The 19465-nt window shown below is 71.9% G+C and carries 20 protein-coding genes and 2 pseudogenes; 11 read left to right on the forward strand and 11 right to left on the reverse strand.

Translation table 11 applies throughout. The annotated features are described in order from the left end of the window. Positions 1–63: 63 nt before the first annotated feature. The 4 genes and pseudogenes from ACFRQN_RS30985 to ACFRQN_RS31000 all read right to left on the reverse strand — a co-directional run. Complete coding sequence (locus tag ACFRQN_RS30985) at positions 64–615, reverse strand: hypothetical protein (protein WP_380743565.1); 552 nt, start codon at positions 613–615, stop codon at positions 64–66. 14 nt (positions 616–629) lie between these two features. Further along, entirely contained in the window at positions 630–1046 is a 417-nt protein-coding gene (locus ACFRQN_RS30990) for an ATP-binding protein (protein ID WP_380743567.1), read from the reverse strand. A gap of 438 nt (positions 1047–1484) precedes the next feature. After that, complete coding sequence (locus tag ACFRQN_RS30995; protein ID WP_241852844.1) at positions 1485–2333, reverse strand: transcriptional regulator; 849 nt, start codon at positions 2331–2333, stop codon at positions 1485–1487. A gap of 162 nt (positions 2334–2495) precedes the next feature. Next, positions 2496–2810: pseudogene (locus ACFRQN_RS31000) on the reverse strand (helix-turn-helix domain-containing protein); the annotation flags it as partial. Between the two features lie 158 nt (positions 2811–2968). Here ACFRQN_RS31000 and ACFRQN_RS31005 point away from each other — a divergent pair. The 4 genes and pseudogenes from ACFRQN_RS31005 to ACFRQN_RS31020 all read left to right on the forward strand — a co-directional run. Next, positions 2969–3466: pseudogene (locus tag ACFRQN_RS31005) on the forward strand (XRE family transcriptional regulator); the annotation flags it as partial. Between the two features lie 148 nt (positions 3467–3614). Further along, positions 3615–4190, forward strand: a complete 576-nt coding sequence (locus ACFRQN_RS31010; RefSeq protein WP_074002199.1) for an HD family hydrolase — start codon at positions 3615–3617, stop codon at positions 4188–4190. A 67-nt stretch (positions 4191–4257) separates the two neighbouring features. Next, positions 4258–4617: a hypothetical protein gene (locus tag ACFRQN_RS31015; protein ID WP_380743569.1), complete on the forward strand. Its 360-nt coding sequence runs from the start codon at positions 4258–4260 to the stop codon at positions 4615–4617. 207 nt (positions 4618–4824) lie between these two features. Then, a complete protein-coding gene (locus ACFRQN_RS31020) occupies positions 4825–5655 on the forward strand; it encodes a hypothetical protein (RefSeq protein ID WP_380743571.1) in 831 nt (276 codons plus the stop codon). On the opposite strand, the gene ACFRQN_RS31025 is transcribed toward ACFRQN_RS31020, so the two are convergent. From ACFRQN_RS31025 to ACFRQN_RS31040, 4 genes are all read right to left on the reverse strand, one after another. Continuing rightward, the gene (locus tag ACFRQN_RS31025) at positions 5652–6143 is read right to left on the reverse strand and encodes a VOC family protein (protein WP_380743573.1); all 492 of its coding nucleotides are present in this window, start codon (positions 6141–6143) and stop codon (positions 5652–5654) included. The two genes, ACFRQN_RS31020 and ACFRQN_RS31025, sit on opposite strands and share 4 nt — an antisense overlap. Before the next feature lie 135 nt (positions 6144–6278). Further along, positions 6279–6974: an aspartate/glutamate racemase family protein gene (locus ACFRQN_RS31030; RefSeq protein WP_380743575.1), complete on the reverse strand. Its 696-nt coding sequence runs from the start codon at positions 6972–6974 to the stop codon at positions 6279–6281. 57 nt (positions 6975–7031) lie between these two features. Further along, entirely contained in the window at positions 7032–8882 is a 1851-nt protein-coding gene (locus tag ACFRQN_RS31035) for a CocE/NonD family hydrolase (RefSeq protein WP_380743577.1), read from the reverse strand. A gap of 194 nt (positions 8883–9076) precedes the next feature. Continuing rightward, positions 9077–10036 (reverse strand): hydrolase, encoded by a 960-nt coding sequence (locus ACFRQN_RS31040; RefSeq protein WP_117487313.1) that lies wholly within the window; start codon positions 10034–10036, stop codon positions 9077–9079. A gap of 302 nt (positions 10037–10338) precedes the next feature. Here ACFRQN_RS31040 and ACFRQN_RS31045 point away from each other — a divergent pair, with 302 nt between their 5' ends. Beyond that, the gene (locus ACFRQN_RS31045) at positions 10339–11475 is read left to right on the forward strand and encodes a HoxN/HupN/NixA family nickel/cobalt transporter (RefSeq protein WP_117487312.1); all 1137 of its coding nucleotides are present in this window, start codon (positions 10339–10341) and stop codon (positions 11473–11475) included. A gap of 105 nt (positions 11476–11580) precedes the next feature. Here the strand turns inward: ACFRQN_RS31045 and ACFRQN_RS31050 are convergent, their stop codons facing one another. Beyond that, positions 11581–12519 carry an SGNH/GDSL hydrolase family protein gene (locus tag ACFRQN_RS31050; protein WP_380743580.1) on the reverse strand — a complete coding sequence of 313 codons (939 nt, stop codon included), beginning with the start codon at positions 12517–12519 and terminating at the stop codon, positions 11581–11583. A 368-nt stretch (positions 12520–12887) separates the two neighbouring features. Here ACFRQN_RS31050 and ACFRQN_RS31055 point away from each other — a divergent pair, with 368 nt between their 5' ends. From ACFRQN_RS31055 to ACFRQN_RS31065, 3 genes are all read left to right on the forward strand, one after another. After that, positions 12888–14543 (forward strand): FAD-binding dehydrogenase, encoded by a 1656-nt coding sequence (locus ACFRQN_RS31055; protein ID WP_380743582.1) that lies wholly within the window; start codon positions 12888–12890, stop codon positions 14541–14543. Between the two features lie 148 nt (positions 14544–14691). Further along, positions 14692–14973 carry a hypothetical protein gene (locus ACFRQN_RS31060; RefSeq protein ID WP_074002209.1) on the forward strand — a complete coding sequence of 94 codons (282 nt, stop codon included), beginning with the start codon at positions 14692–14694 and terminating at the stop codon, positions 14971–14973. Continuing rightward, the gene (locus tag ACFRQN_RS31065) at positions 14970–15260 is read left to right on the forward strand and encodes a hypothetical protein (RefSeq protein WP_049652761.1); all 291 of its coding nucleotides are present in this window, start codon (positions 14970–14972) and stop codon (positions 15258–15260) included. Before ACFRQN_RS31060 ends, ACFRQN_RS31065 begins: the two co-directional genes overlap by 4 nt. A gap of 104 nt (positions 15261–15364) precedes the next feature. Here ACFRQN_RS31065 and lepB read toward each other — a convergent pair whose 3' ends face one another. Beyond that, on the reverse strand, positions 15365–15964 hold the full coding sequence (lepB, locus tag ACFRQN_RS31070) for a signal peptidase I (protein ID WP_380743584.1): 600 nt from the start codon (positions 15962–15964) through the stop codon (positions 15365–15367). A gap of 219 nt (positions 15965–16183) precedes the next feature. Between lepB and ACFRQN_RS31075 the strand changes: the two genes are divergently transcribed. From ACFRQN_RS31075 to ACFRQN_RS31085, 3 genes are all read left to right on the forward strand, one after another. Then, entirely contained in the window at positions 16184–16600 is a 417-nt protein-coding gene (locus tag ACFRQN_RS31075) for a hypothetical protein (RefSeq protein WP_049652764.1), read from the forward strand. Between the two features lie 187 nt (positions 16601–16787). Beyond that, positions 16788–17042: a hypothetical protein gene (locus ACFRQN_RS31080; protein WP_049652766.1), complete on the forward strand. Its 255-nt coding sequence runs from the start codon at positions 16788–16790 to the stop codon at positions 17040–17042. A 202-nt stretch (positions 17043–17244) separates the two neighbouring features. Beyond that, a complete protein-coding gene (locus tag ACFRQN_RS31085; protein ID WP_079272061.1) occupies positions 17245–18912 on the forward strand; it encodes a metallophosphoesterase family protein in 1668 nt (555 codons plus the stop codon). Between the two features lie 103 nt (positions 18913–19015). On the opposite strand, the gene ACFRQN_RS31090 is transcribed toward ACFRQN_RS31085, so the two are convergent. Continuing rightward, on the reverse strand, positions 19016–19348 hold the full coding sequence (locus ACFRQN_RS31090; RefSeq protein ID WP_380663970.1) for a YnfA family protein: 333 nt from the start codon (positions 19346–19348) through the stop codon (positions 19016–19018). Positions 19349–19465 lie beyond the last annotated feature (117 nt).

Below are 19465 nucleotides of genomic sequence, written 5' to 3' on the forward strand. Positions count from 1 at the left end.
GCCGTGCCGAAGCGGCGACGGGCCGCTCTTGCGTAGGAAGTCGGCGAGGCCGACTTCCTGTGCTTACGGGTGGGTTGCCCGGGTGCGGCAGTGGGTGAGGGCGTAGGTGATGCGGCGGTCGGAGGGGAGCGTGGTGGCGAGGAGTTCGCCGGCGGTGACGAGGGTGCTCCAGTAGAGGGCGGGGTCGCCGGTGCGGGGAAGGGGGTGGGCGGCGGTGAGGGAGAGGTAGGCGGTGGCGAGGTTGCCGGTGGTGAACCAGCGCTGGAGGCCGTGCCGGTGACCGGGTCGGAGGCTGCCGTGGGCGTCGATAGCGGTGAGGAGGTGGTCGACGACGGCGAGTTCGGTGTCGGTGAGTGACTTGGGGAGGTCGAAGACGCCGAGGGCTTCGAGGAGTTCGCCGGTGTCGGTCTCGCGGGCGGGGTGGTGGTCGGCGAGGAGGGCGTCGTAGCACTCGGCCAGACGGCGGGTGGTTTCGGCGTGGGGGATGTAGAGGGCGAGGCAGACGGCGCGCGCGACGGGCAGGGGCGGGTGGCCGAGGCGGGCGATCAGGGCGTAGGTGGCGGCGGGTGTGGTGCCACGGGAGAGGGTGTGCCGGGCGAGGGTTGTGAGGTGCATGGGGAGTCGGGCTTTCAGGCGGTGGTGGGGGCGATGTGGGCCCAGACGAACTTGCCGATGCCGTACGGGCGGGAGGCGCAGCCCCAGCGCTCGGCCAGCTCGTTGACGAGGTAGAGGCCGCGCCCGTGCTCGTCGTCAGGCGCGGCGGTACGGACCGAGGGGCGGCTGCTACCGGCGTCGTGTACCTCCAGCCGCAGCCGGGAGCCGGTGAGGGCGAAGCGGACTTCGATGTGGCAGTCGTCGGGCCCGTCGGAGTGCTGGACGGCGTTGGCGAAGAGTTCGCCGAGGAGCAGTTCGGCGGTGTCGCGGTAGCGGTCCCCGGAGGGCAGCCCGGAGAGGTAGGCCTGGAGCAAGTACCGGGCCAGGGGCGCGGATTCGGCCCGGGAGGAGAGCCGGGCGACGAACATGCGAGGACGACGGGACGTGAACATGGGGGTACCTCGGAGGGGCGGGGCGGGAGCATGCGAAGGAAGTGCGACGTACGCCAGGTCTGCCGCCGATCGGGGGTTTGGACACCCGACCGGGGCGGGGCGTGCTGCAAGCGGGGAGAGAGCCGTCTCCGAACTCACGAGGCCCGGCGGGCCCGGGGGTCAGCGGTCGGGGCGAACTCTGCCCAGCCGGCCGCTGCGGTGGCCAGGGCGTTCCGTCGGAGGCGCTCCTCGGCGGATATGCGCGGCCCGGGTGTCGGCGTCTGGGCAGGACACGAAGGGCGGGGTGCGGCGGCCATCGCGGGCTCCAAGGGATGCGGCAGTGGTGTGTGCGAGCCCGGACCCGACCGGGCTCGCACCCCGAGGCGTCGCCTCTCGGGGTGCTGAGCACCACGATGCCGCTGCTGGAAGGCCTTGAATTTCACCAGAAGTGAAAGATCGTCAGATACCCGTTCGGGTGATCCAGGTTGACAACCGCAGACTCCGGCGGCTAGCGGAGCGTGACAGTGCGGTCACGGTCTCGCGGGCGAGCGGATGCCGGGATACCTGGTCGGGTGCGACCGCGTACGCGGCGTCGAGCTGGTCGAGTGCGGCCTCCGGTCGGGCCATCCATCGGTAGGCACGGGCCAGGTCGATGTGGTGGTGCCCGATCCTGGTCGGGGCCCATCCGGCGGGGAAGCGCAGCCCCTTCGCGGCGGCCACCGCCCGGTCGTGCTCGCCGGCCTCCACCAGGGTCATCACCCGGTGCACCCGCACGTTGGTGGGCCCGAAGTGCAGTGACAGGTCCGGCTGCTCGCCGGTCCGGGCGGCTACGTGTTCGGCCTCGTCCAGATGGTGCTGCATCAGGTCCTTCTGTCGGGCGCGGGCGGCGACCACGGCCGAGCCGAGGTGTAGTTGCCCGGTGGTGACCAGTGCGCTCGGAGTCTTGGCGTCGGTCCCCTCCAGGTGGCCGCGGCCGGACTCCTGGAGGCGTCGGCAGGCCGCGAGGTCGCCGACGCGCAGGTAGGCGGTGACCCGCAGGTACTCGCGGGCGGCCCGTAGCGCGGGTGCCTGGTCGCCGGCCCGCTCCGCGGCCCAGTCCATCCGGGCCAGTGCGGTCGCGGACAGGTCGCTCAGCCCGATGGCGATCCCGACCGAGTGCCCGCACCGGTAGGCCTCCGCCAGCAGGCCCCACGCCTGCCGCTGCTGCTCACCGGTGAACTCGTGTGCGGCCGTGTGCAGTTCGACCAGCAGGCCCGGCAGCATCGCCACCATCGGCTTGTACTTCGCGGCCTGGGCCAGCGTGTTCACCTGTCGTACCGCTGCCCGAAGCGCGGGCAGGGTGCGAGGCCGAACGGCCTCCTGCGGCGGCAGGTCGTACAGATCGAGCACCGTACGGATCGGGCCCATCAGCGGGACCAACGGGTCATCTGCCGTCCCGTCGCTGTACGGGGGCGGTTGGAGGTCGCCAGGCTCAACTCCCAAAGCCCTGGCCACCGCTGCCACGAACTCCGGCGTCGCCGGCTTGTGTCCGGCCACCACCTTCGTGAGCAGGCTGTACGAGACGTGAGCACGATCAGCGAGTTGCCGATGGCTCAGGCCTCTCACATCTTCGTAGGCGGCGATGCGCTGGCCGGTGCTGATTCCGTCCGGAGGTGCCACGCTGGCCCCATCTCGTGAATTCCTTGAACCCTGCATAGGGGACCGTACCCTTGAACTCGCCTGGTCACAGATCATTCGGTCAAACAACGTTGACGTTGGTCGGCTGGGTGCGCGGCCGGGTTCCATGAGATAGCTGCTTCAGCCGGCCAGTCGACGGATACGGTGTCAGGACTGATCGACGTGGGGAGCCTCGGCGGCCCAGTCCGTCGCGGCGATGACCGAACGGATCAGGGCCCTGGATGATCAGTTGCGGACGTCCTCACCGGTGTCCGCCCGCAGGTACCGCGAACGGTACGGGAGGCCATGACATGAGCAGCGATGAACCGGGCGTGCCCGTGCAGGCCGCACTCGCTCCCACGGGTGAGGACTACTCGGGGGTCTGGGTCAGCCACTACGAGTTCTTCAGCAGCAGCCGGGAGAACACGTTCACCGGCCTGCACCACGTCGTCCTGTCCCAGAGCGGGAACCGGATCACCGGCCGGTCGCTCCCCGGTGCGTCGTCCAATCCCGACTCGCCGCTGTCGTTCGACCTCACCGTCGACCGGAACGTCGTGACGGGCTCGTGGGTGGAGCAGACCGCACAGGACGGCTACTACCAGGGGGCCAGGTACCACGGCGCCATTCAGCTGCTGGTCGATCCGACCGGGCGCCGCATGGCCGGCAAGTGGGTCGGCTTCGGCAAGGAGTTCGACGTCAACACCGGCCCTTGGGAGCTGCGCCTGCTGGAGAAGTCCACGGCGGATGAGGTCTTGAGTCGCTACAGCGTGCCGCCGGAGGCGTAGCGCGCCTCACCACGCTGGTACGGCGAGCCCCCGTGTCGATTTGATGGTGACGGCCTTTCACGGTGGCCCGTCGAGAGTCGGAGTCTGTGCACTACGGTCTGTGGGTAGGCGGTTACAGCGACAATCGCTCCGGCAGCGAAGGACAGCCATGGCGGACGACAAGCAGGCGAGGGGCACCGCGAGCTACCTGTTCGAGGCGGGCATGCTCAAGCGGGCGAAGCGTCAGGGTTGGTGGATCGCCGGCGTCAAGGATCCCGAGTCGATCGCCGAGCACTCGTTCCGGACGGGCGTCATCGGCGCGGTGCTCGCGATGATGGAGGGTGCCGACCCGGCCAAGGTCGCCCTGCTGTGCCTCTTCCACGACACCCAGGAGACCCGGGTCAGCGATATCCCGCACATCAGTCGGCGCTACCTCACCGCCGCGTCGAACGAGCGGGTGACCGCCGACCAGGTCAGCGCCGCTCACCCGGCCGTCGTTGCCGGACTCCAGGCCCTCGTGGAGGAGTACGAGAACGCCGAGAACCTGGAAGTCACCGTCGCCCACGACGCGGACAAGCTGGAGTGCCTGATCCAGGCCGTGGAGTACCGCGAGCAGGGCTACCGGAACGTGCAGCCGTGGATCGACAGCAGCCTCGGCAGCCTCAAGACCGAGTCGGCCCACGCCCTCGCCGAAGCCGCACTGACCATGACGTCCCTGGAGTGGCAGAAGGTCTACCTCGCGTGACGCCACCGACACTCGTCTTCGACCGCTTTTCGGCGCTTGACGGTGCCATCTGACAAAGGAGTTACGCATGTCGACTGATGGGCGGATCTTCCGCGAGGCGTGGATCGCCGGTGTCTCGAAGCACTACCCGGGCGAGCCGAAGGCGGGCTATGTCGCCCCGTGGGAGGAGACCCCCGAGTGGGAGCGGGAGTGCGCCGCTGCCGTGTTCGGCCAGGTCCGGGACTTCATCAGTGTGAGCGGCGGCAACACGTCCAAGCTCTCCCGGGAGCAGAAGGGCCGCTTCGTCGCTACGTGTTGGATCGCTCAGATCCACAAGCACATCGAGAATCCGAAGCCGGGCTATGTCGCCGACTGGGTCGATCTGCCGTCGTGGCAGCAGGAGACCGATGCGGACATCTTCGAAGCGATCGAGCGCGCCCGTTCCTGAACACCGTGCTCTGTGTGGGAAGTCGGCCCCGCCGACTTCCCACACAGAAGGTGGGGGCGTGCGTGATGTGGGGGCTTGGGCTTCACGCTCGAACGGTTCGCACTCTTCGTAGTCGCTGTGCTACTTTCCGCATCATCAACAGAACATAGGAGACCCCGGCGGTGCTCGTAACACCCCGGGGTCTGGCACCAGGAGATAGAGCTCCAGATGCGGATTCATCGTAGCGCGCGCACGCGCGCGTTCAGCGTGCTTCCGAACGGCCTGTTGCAGGACCGGCGGCTGAGTTACACCGCCCGTGGCCTCCTCGCCGACCTGCTCTCCCGCCCCGACGGGTGGCGGGAGGACGGGCGGCAGATGGCGGACAGCAGTCCGCAGGGGCGGGGCGCCGTCCGGCGGGCCCTCAAGGAACTGAAGGACGCCGGGTACTACCGGGTCGACAGGGTCCGGATGGCCGACGGGACGGTCCGGTCCGAGGCCCATGTCTTCGACACCCCGCAGCCCGAACCGGCTGTCCCCCGCCCGGCTTCCGGTGGAGGGAGTTCCGGCGGCGCTGTCGTCCCTCCCGTAAAGGACCCGGGACAAGAACCCACCCTCCCGGATGAACGGACGCGGGCCGCCGTGGCCACCCTGTTCCGGGTGATCAGGCCCGAACCCCGCCTGCGCCTCGGCGAGGCCGAGGCCCGCGCGCTGGCACCACTCGTCACGCAGTGGCTGGAACGGGGCTGCGACGAAGCCGAGTTGGCCCACGCCCTGCTCCCCGGACTGCCGCAGCCGATGCACTCCCCGGTGGCGATCCTCCGGGACCGCCTGCAACGCAAGCTGCCACCGGAACGAGCCGCGCCTCCACCGACGCCGTACGCCGAGTGCGGCCGCTGCCACGACCCGGTGCCCCGCCCCGGCATCTGCCGCGCCTGCGCGGGCCTCGGCACGAGAACCGTCGCCGTCGGCACCGGCGCGCCCGCCACTCCCGGAGGCGTCGCCCGCGCCCGCGCCGCCCTGCGCGGGTGGCCCCGGCAGCCGGCCGCCGCGAACTCCTAGCTGGCGAAGCCGCCTTCGGGGCGGATGATCTCCAGGTTGGTGCCGTCCGGGTCGTTGAAGTAGGCGACCCGGGTGCCGAGGGCGGCGTCCGGGGTGACCTCGCCCTCGATGAAGGTGTAGTCGTCGCCGAGGAAGCCGTAGCCGGCGTCCTTCATCCGCGAGTACACGGCGTCGAAGTCGTCGACCCGCAGGCACAGGTGCATCGAGCCGGGCCGGTTGGCCACGCCGCCGGTCCGTTCGCCGACCGGCTCCTGGAACTGGATGAGGTCGATGCCGAGGCTGTTGTCCAGGTTGATCGTGGCGTAGCGCAGCTTCGCCACGGGCAGGCCCTGCGACTTCCCGAACGGCACGCTGTGCATGGTGCCTTGCGCGACGGGCTCCCGCCCGGTGAGGGCCGTGTAGAAGGTGATCGACGCGTCCAGGTCGGAGACCGAGATGCCGACGTGGGCGGCGAGGGTCAGGTTGATCGGGGTGCTGGAAACGGCCATGGTCGTCCCTCTCGTTCGCGCCCCGTGGCCCCCGGTTTCGGGGTGGGCGGCGCGGGGCGGAGTGCTGGAGAAACCGGTCCGCTCACCATTGTCCCGGTGCCCGCCGACCGCGCACCTCAGGGCGGCGGTCGGGGTTCAGGGGCCGGCCAGGGCGGCGTCGACCGCCGCTTCGGCGTGCAGCCGGGTGGTGGGGAAGACGGGCACCGGGCTGTCCTCCGGCCGGACGAGCAGTTCGATCTCGGTGCAGCCGAGGATGATCCCTTCCGCGCCCCCGGCCACCAGTTCCCCGATCACCCGCCGGTAGGCCGCCCGGGACTCCTCGCGGACCAGTCCGACGCACAGTTCCTCGTAGATCACCCGGTGGACCAGGGCGCGCGAATCGGCCTGCGGCACCTGGACGTCCAGGCCGCCCGCCGCCAACCGGCCGCGGTAGAAGTCCTGTTCCATCGTGAAGGCCGTCCCGAGCAGTCCGACCCGCCGCAGGCCCGCCGCCCGGACGGCCGCCGCCGTGGTGTCGGCCAGGTGCAGCAGGGGGACGGAGACCGCCGCCGCGACCTGGTCGGCGACCTTGTGCATGGTGTTGGTGCAGATCAGCAGCAGGTCGGCGCCGGCCGCCTCCAGTGACCGGGCCGCGTCGGCGAGGACTTCGCCGGCCTCCTCCCACCGGCCGGCCGTCTGCAGCCGTTCGATCTGCGCGAAGTCGACGGAGTAGAGCACGAGTCGGGCGGAGTGCAGGCCGCCGAGGCGCTCGCGGGTGAGTCGGTTCAGCAGGCGGTAGTACTCGGCGGTGGATTCCCAGCTCATGCCGCCGATCAGGCCGATGGTCTTCATGGGGCCATTTATAAGTCCGAATCGAAATGCGAGGCAAGTACATAAGTAAATCTTTGATCAGCTCTCCCGGGGCACCCGGTGCTGCCACTCCCGGGCGAACACCTCCGATCCGCCCTCCAGTGCCCGCAGTTGGACGATGCTGAGGAAGTGCCCGGCGTCGCAGCGCAGTTGGGTACGGGTCTGGACGGTGACGTCCCAGCCGATGTCGGGGCGCTCCAGGCGGACGGTGTGGTCGGTGCGGGCCTGGGCGCTGAGAGGGGCGCCGGTGAGCACGCGGTAGGCGGTGACGGTGTGTTCGTCGCGGACCAGGCCGTCGGGGTGGGTGCGGGTGCCGTCGGTGGCGGGGGAGAACTCGGCGCGCCACTCGTGGCGGCCGATGTCGTGCACGGTGAGGTGCTCGGGCCGGGCGGTGAGCGGTTCGGTGAGGTGGACGGCGAGCGGTTCGGGCAGTATCGGGGGTTCGAAGGTGACGGGCCGGGTGCCGACGTCGGCGGCGAGGTGGCGCACCGGCAGGCTGAGGGTGGAGCGGGACGGGTCGACGCCGTACCCGGTGTCCTCGGCCGGGGGCCACACCCAGGGCCAGTAGACGGAGGAGAGGGCGAGCCGCAGCCGGTGCCCGGCCGGGATGGTCGAGGCGCAGGCCGCGAGTTCGACCTCGGCGTCCGGGCCCCCGGCGGCGAGGACGCCCCGGGTGACCAGGTCCGAGGTGCCGTCCGGGCCGACCGCGCACAGCCGGACGGCCACCTGGACGGGCGCGTCGTCCTCGCGCAGCCGCAGCCGTACGGTCGGGGTGCCGAGCAGTTCGACCGGTTCGGGCAGCGGCTGGGAGTCGAAGCAGACCGAGCGGCCGTCCTCCTCCCGCTGGTCGGGCGGCTGGTCGGCGGGGCGGCCGTGCGGGACGTAGGCGCCGGCGTTGAGGCCGGTGTGCTGCGGGGAGCGGACCCGGACGTACCGCTCGTCGGAGGCGGTGCCGGCGGTGCGCAGCGGTCCGTCCAGGCCGTAGTGGATCGCGCGGACGTCGGGGGAGGGCCAGGCCTCGTCGCCGGTCCAGCGGGTGGTGAGCCAGCTGCGCAGGGCGGGTTCCTGGAGGGCGTCGGTGTCGACGCCGCGCAGCCAGTGGTCCCACCAGCGCAGGGTGTCGGGCAGGGCGGCCTCGGGCAGGCCGTGCGGCCAGGGGCCGATCAGGGCGCGCGCGGTGGGGGACTCGGCGAGCAGCCGCAGCACGAAGGAGCAGGACGGGTCGCCCCAGCCGGCCACCGCGAGGGTGGGCACGGACACCGGGACGGTGCTCTCGCCGGCCGCGAGCCAGTCGTCGACGGGCGGGTTCAGCGACTCCAGCCGGGCCAGCCAGGCGGCCCGCCAGGCGTCGCCGACGTACCGCGGGTCGGGCGGCAGGGCGGCGTCGGCGACCAGGGCGGTGAGCCGGGTCTGCAGGTCGGCGGCGAGCAGAGCCCCGCCGAGCCGGTGCCCGCCCTCGGGGCAGGCGGTGACCACGGCGCCGACGGTCTCGGGGGCCCGGGCGGCGAGCCGCAGTGCGGTGGTGCCGGCCGCGCCGACGCCGAGCAGGCCGAGCCGGCCGTTGCACCAGGGGCGGCGGGCGAGCCAGTGGACCACGTCGGCGCCGTCGGCCAGCTCCTGGTCGCCGCCGGGTTCGCCGGGGACGCCCTCGGAGTTGCCGTGCCCGCGGGTGTCGACCCGGACGGCGGTGTAGCCGTGGCCCGCGTACCAGGGGTGGCGGCGGGCGTCCTCGGCGGCGGTCCGGTCGGTGAGGCGGCCGCCGGAGTACTCCAGCAGCGCGGGGCCGGGCTCGTCGCCGACCGGCCGCCACAGCCGGGCGGCCAGCCGCGTGCCGTCGGGCAGCGGGACGCGCAGGTCCTCGCGGGTGGTGTGGAAGGGGTAGGACGGCATCGGCCGCTCCCGTCGATCCCGGGCCGGTGGAGCACCGGCGGGCCCGCGGCGCGTACGGACGGGGTGCCGCTCCGTACGAGCGCGCCGCGGGCGTCGGTACTCCGACAGTAGGGGAGGGAGCGGCCCTTTTCCTGGCGAGCAGCCCTGGCGGGGGCACCCCGGGGCCGAGCCGCCCTGACCCGGGGCGCGGCCGGTCAGGCCTTGCTGAGCCAGGCGGTGGCGTTGAGGGCGAGGGCGGCGTCGGTGCCCGCCGGGTCGTCCCAGCCGTTGTACAGGGTGTTGCCGGACTGGCCGGTGCCGTCGTCGATCGGGGAGCTGTCGCCCCAGACCGCGACCCGGCCGGAGCCGAAGGTGCTGGTGACGAAGAAGGCGCCGGTGTTGCCGCTGTAGCCGGTCCGGTAGACCAGGCCCTTGACGTTCGGGTTGTCGGCGGGCTTGAGGGTGAAGGTGGTGCCGTTGCGCAGGATCGAGCCGGTGACGGTGCCGAAGGGGCCGTGCAGCACCGGGTCGGTCGCGTCGTTGACCGCGCGCGGGTTGTCGGTGGTGATGTTGAGCAGGTCGACCGAGAAGCCGAAGGGGTCGTTGTTGTTCACCCCGTTGCTGGTCAGCAGGTCGTTGATGATCTTCGGGGAGTCCCAGCCGTCGTTGTTGCGGTCGCTGTTGACGTGGTCGGAGACCAGGAAGAGCCCGCCGCCGTTCTGGACGAACTTCATGATCGCGGTCTTCTCGCTCGCGCTGAACCGGATGTTGGGCTCCGGGATCACGAAGGTGTCGAAGTTGGCGAGGTCGAGCGCGGCGCCGGTGCCGTAGCTGATGGTGGAGCCGGCCGGGAGGGTCTTCAGGCTGTACTGGCCGGTCTTCTGGAGGGCGACGCCCCAGGCGGAGAGGGCGCCGGTCCAGCTCTTCTCGGTGGTGGGGTTGGCGTTCTGGGCCAGCGGGTCGGGCTGGCTGGTGCTGATGATCCAGTCGGCGTTGCCCGCGGTCTCGGCCTTGCTGTTGTCGAACAGCACCCGGTGCGGGGTGGCGCCGGCCGCGGCGGCCCGGGTGGTGGGGGCGGTGGGGCCCGGCGCGGCGGTGGCGACGGGGGTGGTGAGACCGGCCGCGAGCAGCGCCGCACCGGCCAGGGCCGCGGCGGTTCGAATACGGATCGTCATGAGCCGTTCCTCCGTGGGGAGTTGAGGGGTCGGCGCGCAGGTTTTCGCGCGTAGAACGGGAGTATCCGCGCGTAGAGCGCACGGTGAAAGCCCCAGGAGGTTACGAAGCCTTGTACGGGTGGTGACGATCTCCGGGGGTCGATCGGAAGTCGGGGGAAGCCGGGGGGAAGCGGTGTGAAAGCGGGGCGGAAACGGTGCGGAAGCGGAGGGAGACGAATCCGTAATTGCGCATGACTTGCAACTGCGCGCGTCAAGGCGGAAAGATGGCCCAGCTTCGACCGCCCGACCGAAAGGACACGACGATGACCGCCCCCCGCTGGCGCGACCGGCTCACCCGTGAGGAGTGGATCCGCCTGGCCGGAATGGGCGGATTCATCCTCGCGCTGCACGTCGTCGGCTGGTTCACCCTGCTCGCGCTGGTCGAGCCCGAGCACTACACCGTCGGCGGCCAGGTGTTCGGCGCGGGCATGGGCCTGACCGCCTACACCCTCGGCATGCGGCACGCCTTCGACGCCGACCACATCGCCGCCATCGACAACACCACCCGCAAGCTGATGGGCCAGGGCAAGCGGCCGCTGTCGGTCGGCTTCTGGTTCTCGCTCGGGCACTCCTCGATCGTCTTCGGCCTCTGCGCCCTGCTGGCCTTCGGCATCCGCTCGCTGGCCGGCCAGGTGGAGTCCGACGACTCGACGCTGCACGAGATGACCGGCCTGATCGGCGTCACCGTCTCCGGCACCTTCCTGCTGCTGCTCGGCCTGATCAACCTGGGCGCCTTCAACGGCATCCTCAAGGTCTTCCGTCGGATGCGCCTGGGCGACTACGACGAGGCGGAGCTGGAGCGCCAGCTGGAGCGGCGCGGGCTGATGAACCGCATCCTCGGCAAGGTCACCAGGGCCGTCACCAAGCCCTGGCACATGTACCCGGTGGGCCTGCTGTTCGGCCTGGGCTTCGACACCGCCACCGAGGTGTCCCTGCTGGTGCTGGCGGGCGGCGCGGCGGCCTTCTCGCTGCCCTGGTACGCGCTGCTCACCCTGCCGATCCTGTTCGCGGCCGGGATGAGCCTGCTGGACACCATCGACGGCTCGTTCATGAACTTCGCGTACGAGTGGGCCTTCTCCAAGCCGGTCCGCAAGATCTACTACAACCTGACCGTCACCGGGCTGTCGGTGCTCGTCGCGCTGGTGATCGGCTCGATCGAGCTGATCGGCCTGCTCGGCGAGAAGCTGGACATCACCAGCGGCCCGATCGCCTGGATCGGCGGGCTGGACCTCAACTTCGTCGGTTACGCGATCGTCGGACTGTTCGTGCTCACCTGGGCCGCGGCGATCGCCTACTGGAAGCTCGGCAACGTCGAGGAGAAGTGGTCGGCCGGGCTGGCCGCCGCCTCGGCCACCGGCTCCGGCTCGGCCTCCGGCTCCGCCTCCGCGAAGTCCGAGTAGCGCGCGCACGAGAACCGAGGGGCCGGTGACCGGGGTCTGGTCACCGGCCCCTCGGGGCTTTTCCGGCCGCATCGTCTCCGGCGCCGCGACGGCACCGCCCCGCCGCTACTTCAGCGCGGCCAGCACCGCCTGCGCCATCACCTGCTCGCCGGTCGCGTTCGGGTGGAACGGCACGGCGGGCGAGCCGGGCAGCGCGCCCTCGATCCAGCGGTCGTCCGAGCAGACGTCGTGCCCGAGGGTCGGCGTCGCGGTGTCCACGTAGGTCGCGCCGTTCGCGGCCGCGGTGGACTTCAGGGCGGCGTTCAGCTTGTCCAGCACCCCGTGCATGTACTCGACGTCGCCCGGGGTGACGGGCTGGCGCAGCACGCAGGTCGAGCCGTCGGCGGGCAGCACGGACGGGTAGCCGACCAGCAGCACCCGGGCCCCGGGCGCCTTGGTGTGGATGCGCTTGAGGGTGTCGGTCAGCTGCGGGGTGATGGTGGTGCGGATCCGCTCGGCGAGGTCGTCGGTGCCGTACTGCCAGGACATGGTGCTCCAGTCCCAGTGGCCGTGGTGGTAGACGTCCTTGCAGGGCGTGCCGAACGGGTTGACGACGGCGCCGGCGATGCAGGTGGCGACCAGTTCGCCGAGGCCGAGGTCGCTGGCCGCGAGGTCGTTGCCGCCGATCCCCAGGGTGACCAGGTCGGTGTCGGCGGTGACCGCGTCCAGCTGCGGGTCGTTGACCCGGATGAAGGCGTCGTACTGGGGCTGCGTCATCGCCTTGATCTTGGCCGCGGCGCAGGTGACGTCGGTGTACCGGCCGGCCTTGAGGGCGCCGGCGACCAGGTGGCCGTAGTTGCGGTCGGAGCGCAGGCACAGGCCGGCCGACTGGCCCGGCACTCCGGCGCCGGCGGCGTAGGAGTCGCCGAGCGCCACGTAGTGCCTGGGCGCCTGGGTGGCGGCCTGGGCGGTGGTGGAGGTGAGCGCGAGCGCGGCGCCGAGGGCGACGGCGGCGAGGGCGGTGGAATTCCGGAGGTGCCGGGATTTCCGGGCAGGACGGAGCACGGTTCCTCCTGGGGGAGAGAAACGACGGGTGGGGGTTCGTGCGGAGCCGGACTACGGCTACTCGCAGGTAAGTTACTGCCGTGTTTCCCGGACGTCCATGGTTCGCGCGGAAATCGCCGACATTCCGTCAGATGTGGTCGAACGGTGTCGAACGGCATTTCGTATTTCGCTCCACCGGGTATCGCTCGGCAATCGCGCGGGTATCGCCCGGCCGTCGACGGCAATTCCGAAACGGCGTGGAGCGGAATTCACGCCGGCGGTTGTTACCCGCCGGTTGACCGGACGTCACCGCAGGCCGCAGTATCGGGCGCACAGCGACGGCGCGTCCCGGGCGCGCCGCCACCGCGAGCCGCCACGGAGGACTGCGCATGGCCCTGGACGCCGACGTCATCGTCATCGGGGCGGGCCTCGCGGGCCTCGCCGCCACCGCCGAACTCGCCGACGCCGGACGGAAGGTGATCCTGCTCGACCAGGAGCCCGCGGCCTCCCTCGGCGGCCAGGCGCACTGGTCCTTCGGCGGGCTCTTCCTGGTCGACTCGCCCGAGCAGCGCCGGATGCGGATCCACGACTCGCACGCCCTCGCCCGGCAGGACTGGTTCGGCACGGCCGGCTTCGACCGCCCCGAGGACGCCTGGCCGCGCCGCTGGGCCGAGGCGTACGTGGACTTCGCGGCGGGCGAGAAGCGCTCCTGGCTGCACGGCATGGGCGTGCGGTTCTTCCCGGTGGTCGGCTGGGCCGAGCGCGGCGGTCAACTCGCCGACGGGCCCGGCAACTCGGTGCCGCGCTTCCACATCACCTGGGGCACCGGACCGGGACTGCTCGCGCCCTTCGTCCGGCGGGTCCGCGCGGCCGCCGCCCGCGGCCTGGTGGACCTGCGCTTCCGGCACCGGGTCACCGGGCTGTCCGCCACCGCGGGCGCCGTCGACACCGTCACCGGCGAGGTGCTGGTGCCCAGCCCGGCGGGCCGGGGCGAGGCCAGCTCGCGCGAGGTGGCCGGCGGCTTCGAACTGCGCGCCCAGGCCGTGATCGTCACCTCCGGCGGCATCGGCGGCAACCACGACCTGGTCCGCAAGGCCTGGCCGGCCCGGCTCGGCACCCCGCCCGCCAGGCTGCTCTCCGGGGTGCCCGCGCACGTGGACGGACTGATGCTGGACGTCGTCGGCCGGGCCGGCGGCAGCCTGATCAACGGCGACCGGATGTGGCACTACACCGAGGGCATCGAGAACTGGGACCCGATCTGGGCCCGGCACGGCATCCGCATCCTGCCCGGCCCGTCCTCGCTCTGGCTGGACGCCCGCGGCCGGCGGCTGCCCGTCCCGCTGTTCCCCGGCTTCGACACCCTCGGAACGCTCGAACACATCATGACCACCGGGTACGAGTACACCTGGTTCGTGCTCAACCAGCGCATCGTCGAGAAGGAGTTCACCCTCTCCGGCTCCGAGCAGAACCCCGACCTGACCGGGAAGTCGCTGCGCGGCGTGCTCGGACGCGCGCTGCCCGGCGCCCCCGGCCCGGTCCAGGGACACCTGCGGCACGGACGGGACTTCGTGGTCGCCGGGAACCTCGCCGACCTCGCCCGGGGCATGAACGCCAGGACCGCCGAGCCGCTGATCGACCCGGACGAACTGCGCCGCACCGTCGAGGACCGCGACCGGCAGCTGGCCAACCCCTTCGCCAAGGACCTCCAGGTCACCGCCATCCACGGCGCCCGCCGCCACCTCGGCGACCGGCTCATCCGCACCGCCGCCCCGCACCGCATCCTCGACCCGGGCGCCGCCCCGCTGATCGCCGTCCGGCTGAACATCCTGACCCGCAAGTCGCTGGGCGGCCTGGAGACCGACCTCTCCTCCCGGGTGCTGCGCCCCGACGGCGAGGTGCTGCCCGGGGTGTACGCGGCCGGCGAGGCCGCCGGGTTCGGCGGCGGGGGCGTGCACGGGTACCGCTCGCTGGAGGGCACCTTCCTGGGCGGCTGCCTTTTCTCGGGCCGCACGGCGGGCCGGGCGGCGGCGCGGGCGGTCGGGTAGCGGCGCCCCCCGGCCCCTGCTACCGGGCCTGCGGCATGTCCCTCGGCCGGACAGGGGAGGGCCCCGGCGGTCGGAAGGCGGTACCGGACCGGCCCCTGGGGGAGGACACTGGTAGCGGTCCCGCCCGCACGAGACGTTCGGAGGAACGGTGAGCGCAGCACCCCTGCACGGTCACCACGACAGCCGCCAGCCCGTCCCCCGCACCCAGGACGGCGTGGCCGCGGCCCTGCCGCCCGCGCAGCGCATGGAGTTCTACCGGGAGATGGGCGAAGCCGACATCGAGACGATCGGCGGCGTACTGAAGCGGTGGTGGCTGCGGGCGGAGCTGTACCGCGACCCGGAGGGCGACCGGATCCACGCCGCCGTCCAGGCCGGCACCGCTCCCGGCGCCTCCGCTTCCGCGGTCCTGCGCCGGCTCGGGGCCCGGTGAGCGGCTACGACGAGTTCCCGGACGACGACGACCCGATCACCGTCTCCCCGGCCGTGGAGGAGTTCCTCGGCGACCCTGGCACGCCGGCCGACGTGTTCTCGGCGGTCGTGGCCTTCCTGGTCGACCTGCGGGAGGATCCGTTCCCCCGCCTGAGCATGCCGGTGCCCGGTCGGCCCGGGATGCACTCGGCCCCGCTGCGCCGGGACCTCGGGCTGGTGGAGTACGCGGTGAACGAGGACGCGGACCCGCCCCGGGTCTACGTCTCCCGTGTCCTGCGAGCGGACTGACCGGCCCGCCGTCGGCGAGACCGAGGGCCGGCCGGTCGGGAACCGGCGGTCAGGGCCTGGCTGCGTAGTGCTGGTCGACCGGGCGCCGACGGGTGGCGACGGCGTCAGAAGGTGGCCGGCGGCTCCAGCCCCAGGGGCCGGGCGGCCCGGCCGCGGACGGCGAAGACGATCGCCGCGATCAGGCCGATGACGGCCAGCAGCAGCCCGAGCGCGGCCACGACGAGCGCGCCGGCGAGCTTGCCGGGCAGGGCCTCGGAGTCGGCGCCGCGGTGCCACACCACCCGCTCGCCGACCTTGGCGAGGTCGACGGTGCCCTGCTGGTCGGCCAGGTTGATCCGGGAGTCGAAGGCGTCGGCGCGGCGGTCCCCCATCAGGAAGGCCCGGCCCGGCGGGACGGTGACGTCGAAGTCGAGGTAGCAGGTGTGGACCTGCCGGGCCGGCGGCTCGTCGACCGGCTTCCCGTTGAGGCTGAACTGCCCGTTCGCGCAGGCGATGCGGTCGCCGCCCAGGGCCATGACCCGCTGGATGACCGTACCCTGCAACGTCCAGGGGGAGTCGACGGCGTAGACCTCGCCGTGGCGCACGTCCGCGGGCTGGACCCGGTCGGTCCAGAGCCCGGTGCCCGGCGCCAGCTCCGGCGACATCGTGTCGCCCGTCAGGCGGTGGTAGCCGTAGCCGGAGCCGATCACGGCGAACCCGAGCACGGCGCACAGGATCCCGACCACCCCCACGGCCACCGATATCCATGTACCGCGGCGGCCCCTTCGCTTCGGCATCAGGCCGTCCTCCCCTTGTTGTTCGTGAGTCGTGTGGTGGCCCGTGGGCCGTGCGCATCCTAAGGGTCTGGGATGCCCGCTGGCCTGCGGGTACAGTGCGGGGGCCGGTGCGGAGCGCGCCGCCGACCACGAGGGGGAGCAGAGCCGATGAGCCGCCGAGAGCGCGACGGTGCCCGGGACCGCAAGCGGGGCGCCGGTGCCCCCGTGACCGTGACGGTCTGCCGGGGCTGCTGCTGCGGCACCGAGGCCAAGCACCCCGGGGTGGACCACGCGGGCCAGTACGAGCGGCTGCGGACGGCGGTGGGCTCGGCGGGCCGGGTCCGGGCGGTCAAGTGCCTGGACGTGTGCACCCAGTCGAACGTGGTGGTGGTCGGCCCCTCGGCGGAGGGCCGGGCGGCGGGCGGGCGGCCGGTCTGGCTGGGCTTCGTGCTGATGGACGACATGATCGACGAGATCGGCGCCTGGGTGCGCGCGGGCGGCCCGGGCCTGGCCGATCCGCCGGGGCTGCTGGACCTCCAGCTGATCTCGGTGTCCCGGCGGGTCCGCGAGGGCCTGCCGGAGTGAGGGCGGGTCTGCCGGAGTGAGGTCGGGCCCCGGCCGAGGTCGGCCGTTGGTCCTACAGGATGATCGTCGGATCATGTCTACCCGGGCCGAACCCGGGTCGGCCCGGGTGCCTTCACCACTACCATGACCGGTGGTGTCGGGCCCTTCCGGACGGCGCCGAGCCGTTTCCGCGCGAGGGAGGAAGCCGATGACGACGGTCTGCCGCATCTGCGCGGGCACCGGCCGGACCGCCGGCCTCAGCTGCCGGACCTGCCAGGGCACCGGCACCACCGAGGTGGGCGGCGGGGGCGGCAACTGCTTCCTCTGCGACGGCACCGGGGTGTACGTGCGCTACCGGGTGGACGCGACCGGCGCCAAGCACGCCTACCGGGACGAGATCTGCCGCACCTGCGACGGCACCGGCAACCGGACCGCCACCCAGTGGGACGAGCGCTCCGGCTGACCAGGCCCGAACGCGGTCCGCGCTTCCGCCGACGCCCGCTCAGGCCACGGGGCGGATGGGGGCCATGATGCGGCGTCGGAACGGTGCGGACACGGCCTTTGCCAAACCATGGTCGAACATTGGCGTTCGAATGGGCGGTACGCTGCGACCCGTTCACCCGGCGTCCGTGCGCGATCAACGCGCCGCTGGAAGAGTCCCGCGCATGGATATCCCCAACATGGGCGTGCCGGCCAAGCTTGCCGACCGCATGAGCATGGCCGAGCAGCACGAGTACCTGCGGGCCCGCTTCTCCCGCCGCCGGATGCTGCGCGCCGGTGCCGTGACCGTGGGCGCCGTCGCCGTCGGTGGCGCGCTGGGCAGCGGCACGGCGTTCGCCGCCCCGGCCGGCCCGCAGCTGCTGACCGGTGGCACGACCAGTGGCATCGACGGCTCGCTGGTCGCGCCGATCGGCCGTCACCTCCAGTTCGGCCCGGAGCCGGACACCCAGTTCCGCATCTCCTGGCAGGTCCCGGCCCCGGTCAAGAAGCCGTTCCTGCGCTTCGGCAAGACCCCGTGGGAGCTGAGCCACAAGGTCCAGGCCGAGGTCCGCGCCCTGCACACCCCGGCGCTGACCCCGAACAGCCAGCCGGTGGACCAGTACTACCTGCACGTGGCGCTGGAGGACCTGCGCCCCGACACCACCTACTACTACGGTGTCGGCCACGAGGGCTTCGACCCGGCCGCGCAGCAGCAGATCTCCACCCTGCACACCTTCCGCACCGCGCCGTCCCGCGACCACCGCTGGGGCAAGGTGTACGAGCCGTTCACCTTCACCGCCTTCGGCGACCAGGGCGTCAGCGCGCACGCGGCCGGCAACGACCACATCATCAAGGCCCAGAACCCGGCCTTCCACCTGCACGCCGGCGACATCTGCTACGCCGACCCGGCCGGTTCCGGCACCGACCCGGACAAGTCCGTCTTCAACGCGAAGACCTGGGACGACTTCCTGGTGCAGACCGAGACGGTCGCCGCCGAGATCCCGTGGATGGTCGCGTACGGCAACCACGACATCGAGGCCTGGTACTCGCCGAACGGCTACGGCGGCGAGAACGCCCGCTTCTTCCTGCCGAACAACGGCCCGGACCCGCGCCAGGTCCCCGGCGTCTACACCTTCCGCTACAAGAACGTCGGCGTCATCTCGCTGGACGCCAACGACGTCTCCTACGAGATCCCGGCCAACCTGGGCATCTCGGCGAACAAGCAGACCAAGTGGCTGGAGCGCACCCTCAAGGACCTGCGCAACGACGAGACCATCGACTTCGTCGTGGTCTTCTTCCACCACTGCGCCTTCTCCACCACCGTCGCGCACGCCTCCGAGGGCGGTGTCCGCGAGGCCTGGGTGCCGCTGTTCGAGAAGTACCGGGTGGACCTGGTCATCAACGGCCACAACCACATCTACGAGCGCACCGACGCGATCCTCGGCAACAAGGTCTCGAAGCAGGTGCCGAGCGGCGCCACCATCGAGCCGGCCAAGGACGGCGTGGTCTACGTCACCGCGGGCGCGGCCGGCCGCAGCCTGTACAAGTTCGACGTGCCGGACACCTACGAGGGGCACGAGAACCACCAGGACGAGGTCAAGACCTACTACTGGAGCAAGGGCAAGGTGAAGACCCCCGAGACCATCCAGTGGTCGCGGGTGCGCTACACCGGCTACTCCTTCATCAAGGTCGACGTCACCCCGAAGCACCTGGGCCAGAAGTCGGTCATGAAGGTCACCGCGCTGGCCGAGGACGGCACGCAGATCGACAACTACACGATCCTGCGCACGGTCGGCGAGGGCTGGGACTCGGACCGGGACGACGACGGCCAGGGCGGCGGCTGGGGCTGGTAGTCCCCGCCGGTCGCGACGGTGCCCCGGCGAGGACGACGGGGCCCGGCGGTCGTGACGGTGCCCCGGTGTCGGAGATCGGTCCGACACCGGGGCACCGGTGCGTTCAGCGCCGGGGGCCGTACATGATGACGGCGACCCCGGCCAGGCAGATCAGCGCGCCCAGCACGTCGTAGCGGGTCGGCCGGAAGCCGTCCACGGCCATGCCCCACAGCAGCGAGCCGGCCACGAACACCCCGCCGTACGCGGCCAGCACCCGGCCGAAGTGGCTGTCCGGCTGCAGGGCCGCGACGAAGCCGTACGCGCCGAGCACCACCACGCCCACCCCGGCCAGCCACCACGGCCGTTGCTCGCGCACGCTCTGCCAGACCAGCCAGCAGCCGCCGATCTCGGCGAGGGCGGCGAGGACGAACAGGGCGATGGAGCGCAGGACGGTCACGACCCAGAGCCTAGGGCCTGTCTTCAAACTCCCGTCGTCCGCCCGCAGGGCGGGCGGGGCGGCGTTGGGGTGCGTGCATCGCAAGGCGGAGGAGGGAGCCACTGCGGAGCATTGGCG

The sequence above is a fragment of the Kitasatospora sp. NPDC056800 genome, from assembly GCF_042789775.1.
GTDB lineage: Bacteria > Actinomycetota > Actinomycetes > Streptomycetales > Streptomycetaceae > Kitasatospora.

Excerpts from the sequence above, each read along its gene's own strand:
- ACFRQN_RS31020 (WP_380743571.1), top strand. The coding sequence starts at position 4,825 with ATGCGGATTCATCGTAGCGCGCGCACGCGCGCGTTCAGCGTGCTTCCG.
- ACFRQN_RS31055 (WP_380743582.1), top strand. The coding sequence starts at position 12,888 with ATGGCCCTGGACGCCGACGTCATCGTCATCGGGGCGGGCCTCGCGGGC.
- ACFRQN_RS31030 (WP_380743575.1), bottom strand. The coding sequence starts at position 6,974 with ATGAAGACCATCGGCCTGATCGGCGGCATGAGCTGGGAATCCACCGCC.
- ACFRQN_RS31080 (WP_049652766.1), top strand. The coding sequence starts at position 16,788 with ATGACGACGGTCTGCCGCATCTGCGCGGGCACCGGCCGGACCGCCGGC.
- ACFRQN_RS31015 (WP_380743569.1), top strand. The coding sequence starts at position 4,258 with ATGTCGACTGATGGGCGGATCTTCCGCGAGGCGTGGATCGCCGGTGTC.
- ACFRQN_RS30985 (WP_380743565.1), bottom strand. The coding sequence starts at position 615 with ATGCACCTCACAACCCTCGCCCGGCACACCCTCTCCCGTGGCACCACA.
- ACFRQN_RS31010 (WP_074002199.1), top strand. The coding sequence starts at position 3,615 with ATGGCGGACGACAAGCAGGCGAGGGGCACCGCGAGCTACCTGTTCGAG.
- ACFRQN_RS31045 (WP_117487312.1), top strand. The coding sequence starts at position 10,339 with ATGACCGCCCCCCGCTGGCGCGACCGGCTCACCCGTGAGGAGTGGATC.
- ACFRQN_RS31085 (WP_079272061.1), top strand. The coding sequence starts at position 17,245 with ATGGATATCCCCAACATGGGCGTGCCGGCCAAGCTTGCCGACCGCATG.
- ACFRQN_RS30990 (WP_380743567.1), bottom strand. The coding sequence starts at position 1,046 with ATGTTCACGTCCCGTCGTCCTCGCATGTTCGTCGCCCGGCTCTCCTCC.
- ACFRQN_RS31035 (WP_380743577.1), bottom strand. The coding sequence starts at position 8,882 with ATGCCGTCCTACCCCTTCCACACCACCCGCGAGGACCTGCGCGTCCCG.
- ACFRQN_RS31075 (WP_049652764.1), top strand. The coding sequence starts at position 16,184 with ATGAGCCGCCGAGAGCGCGACGGTGCCCGGGACCGCAAGCGGGGCGCC.
- ACFRQN_RS31025 (WP_380743573.1), bottom strand. The coding sequence starts at position 6,143 with ATGGCCGTTTCCAGCACCCCGATCAACCTGACCCTCGCCGCCCACGTC.
- ACFRQN_RS31040 (WP_117487313.1), bottom strand. The coding sequence starts at position 10,036 with ATGACGATCCGTATTCGAACCGCCGCGGCCCTGGCCGGTGCGGCGCTG.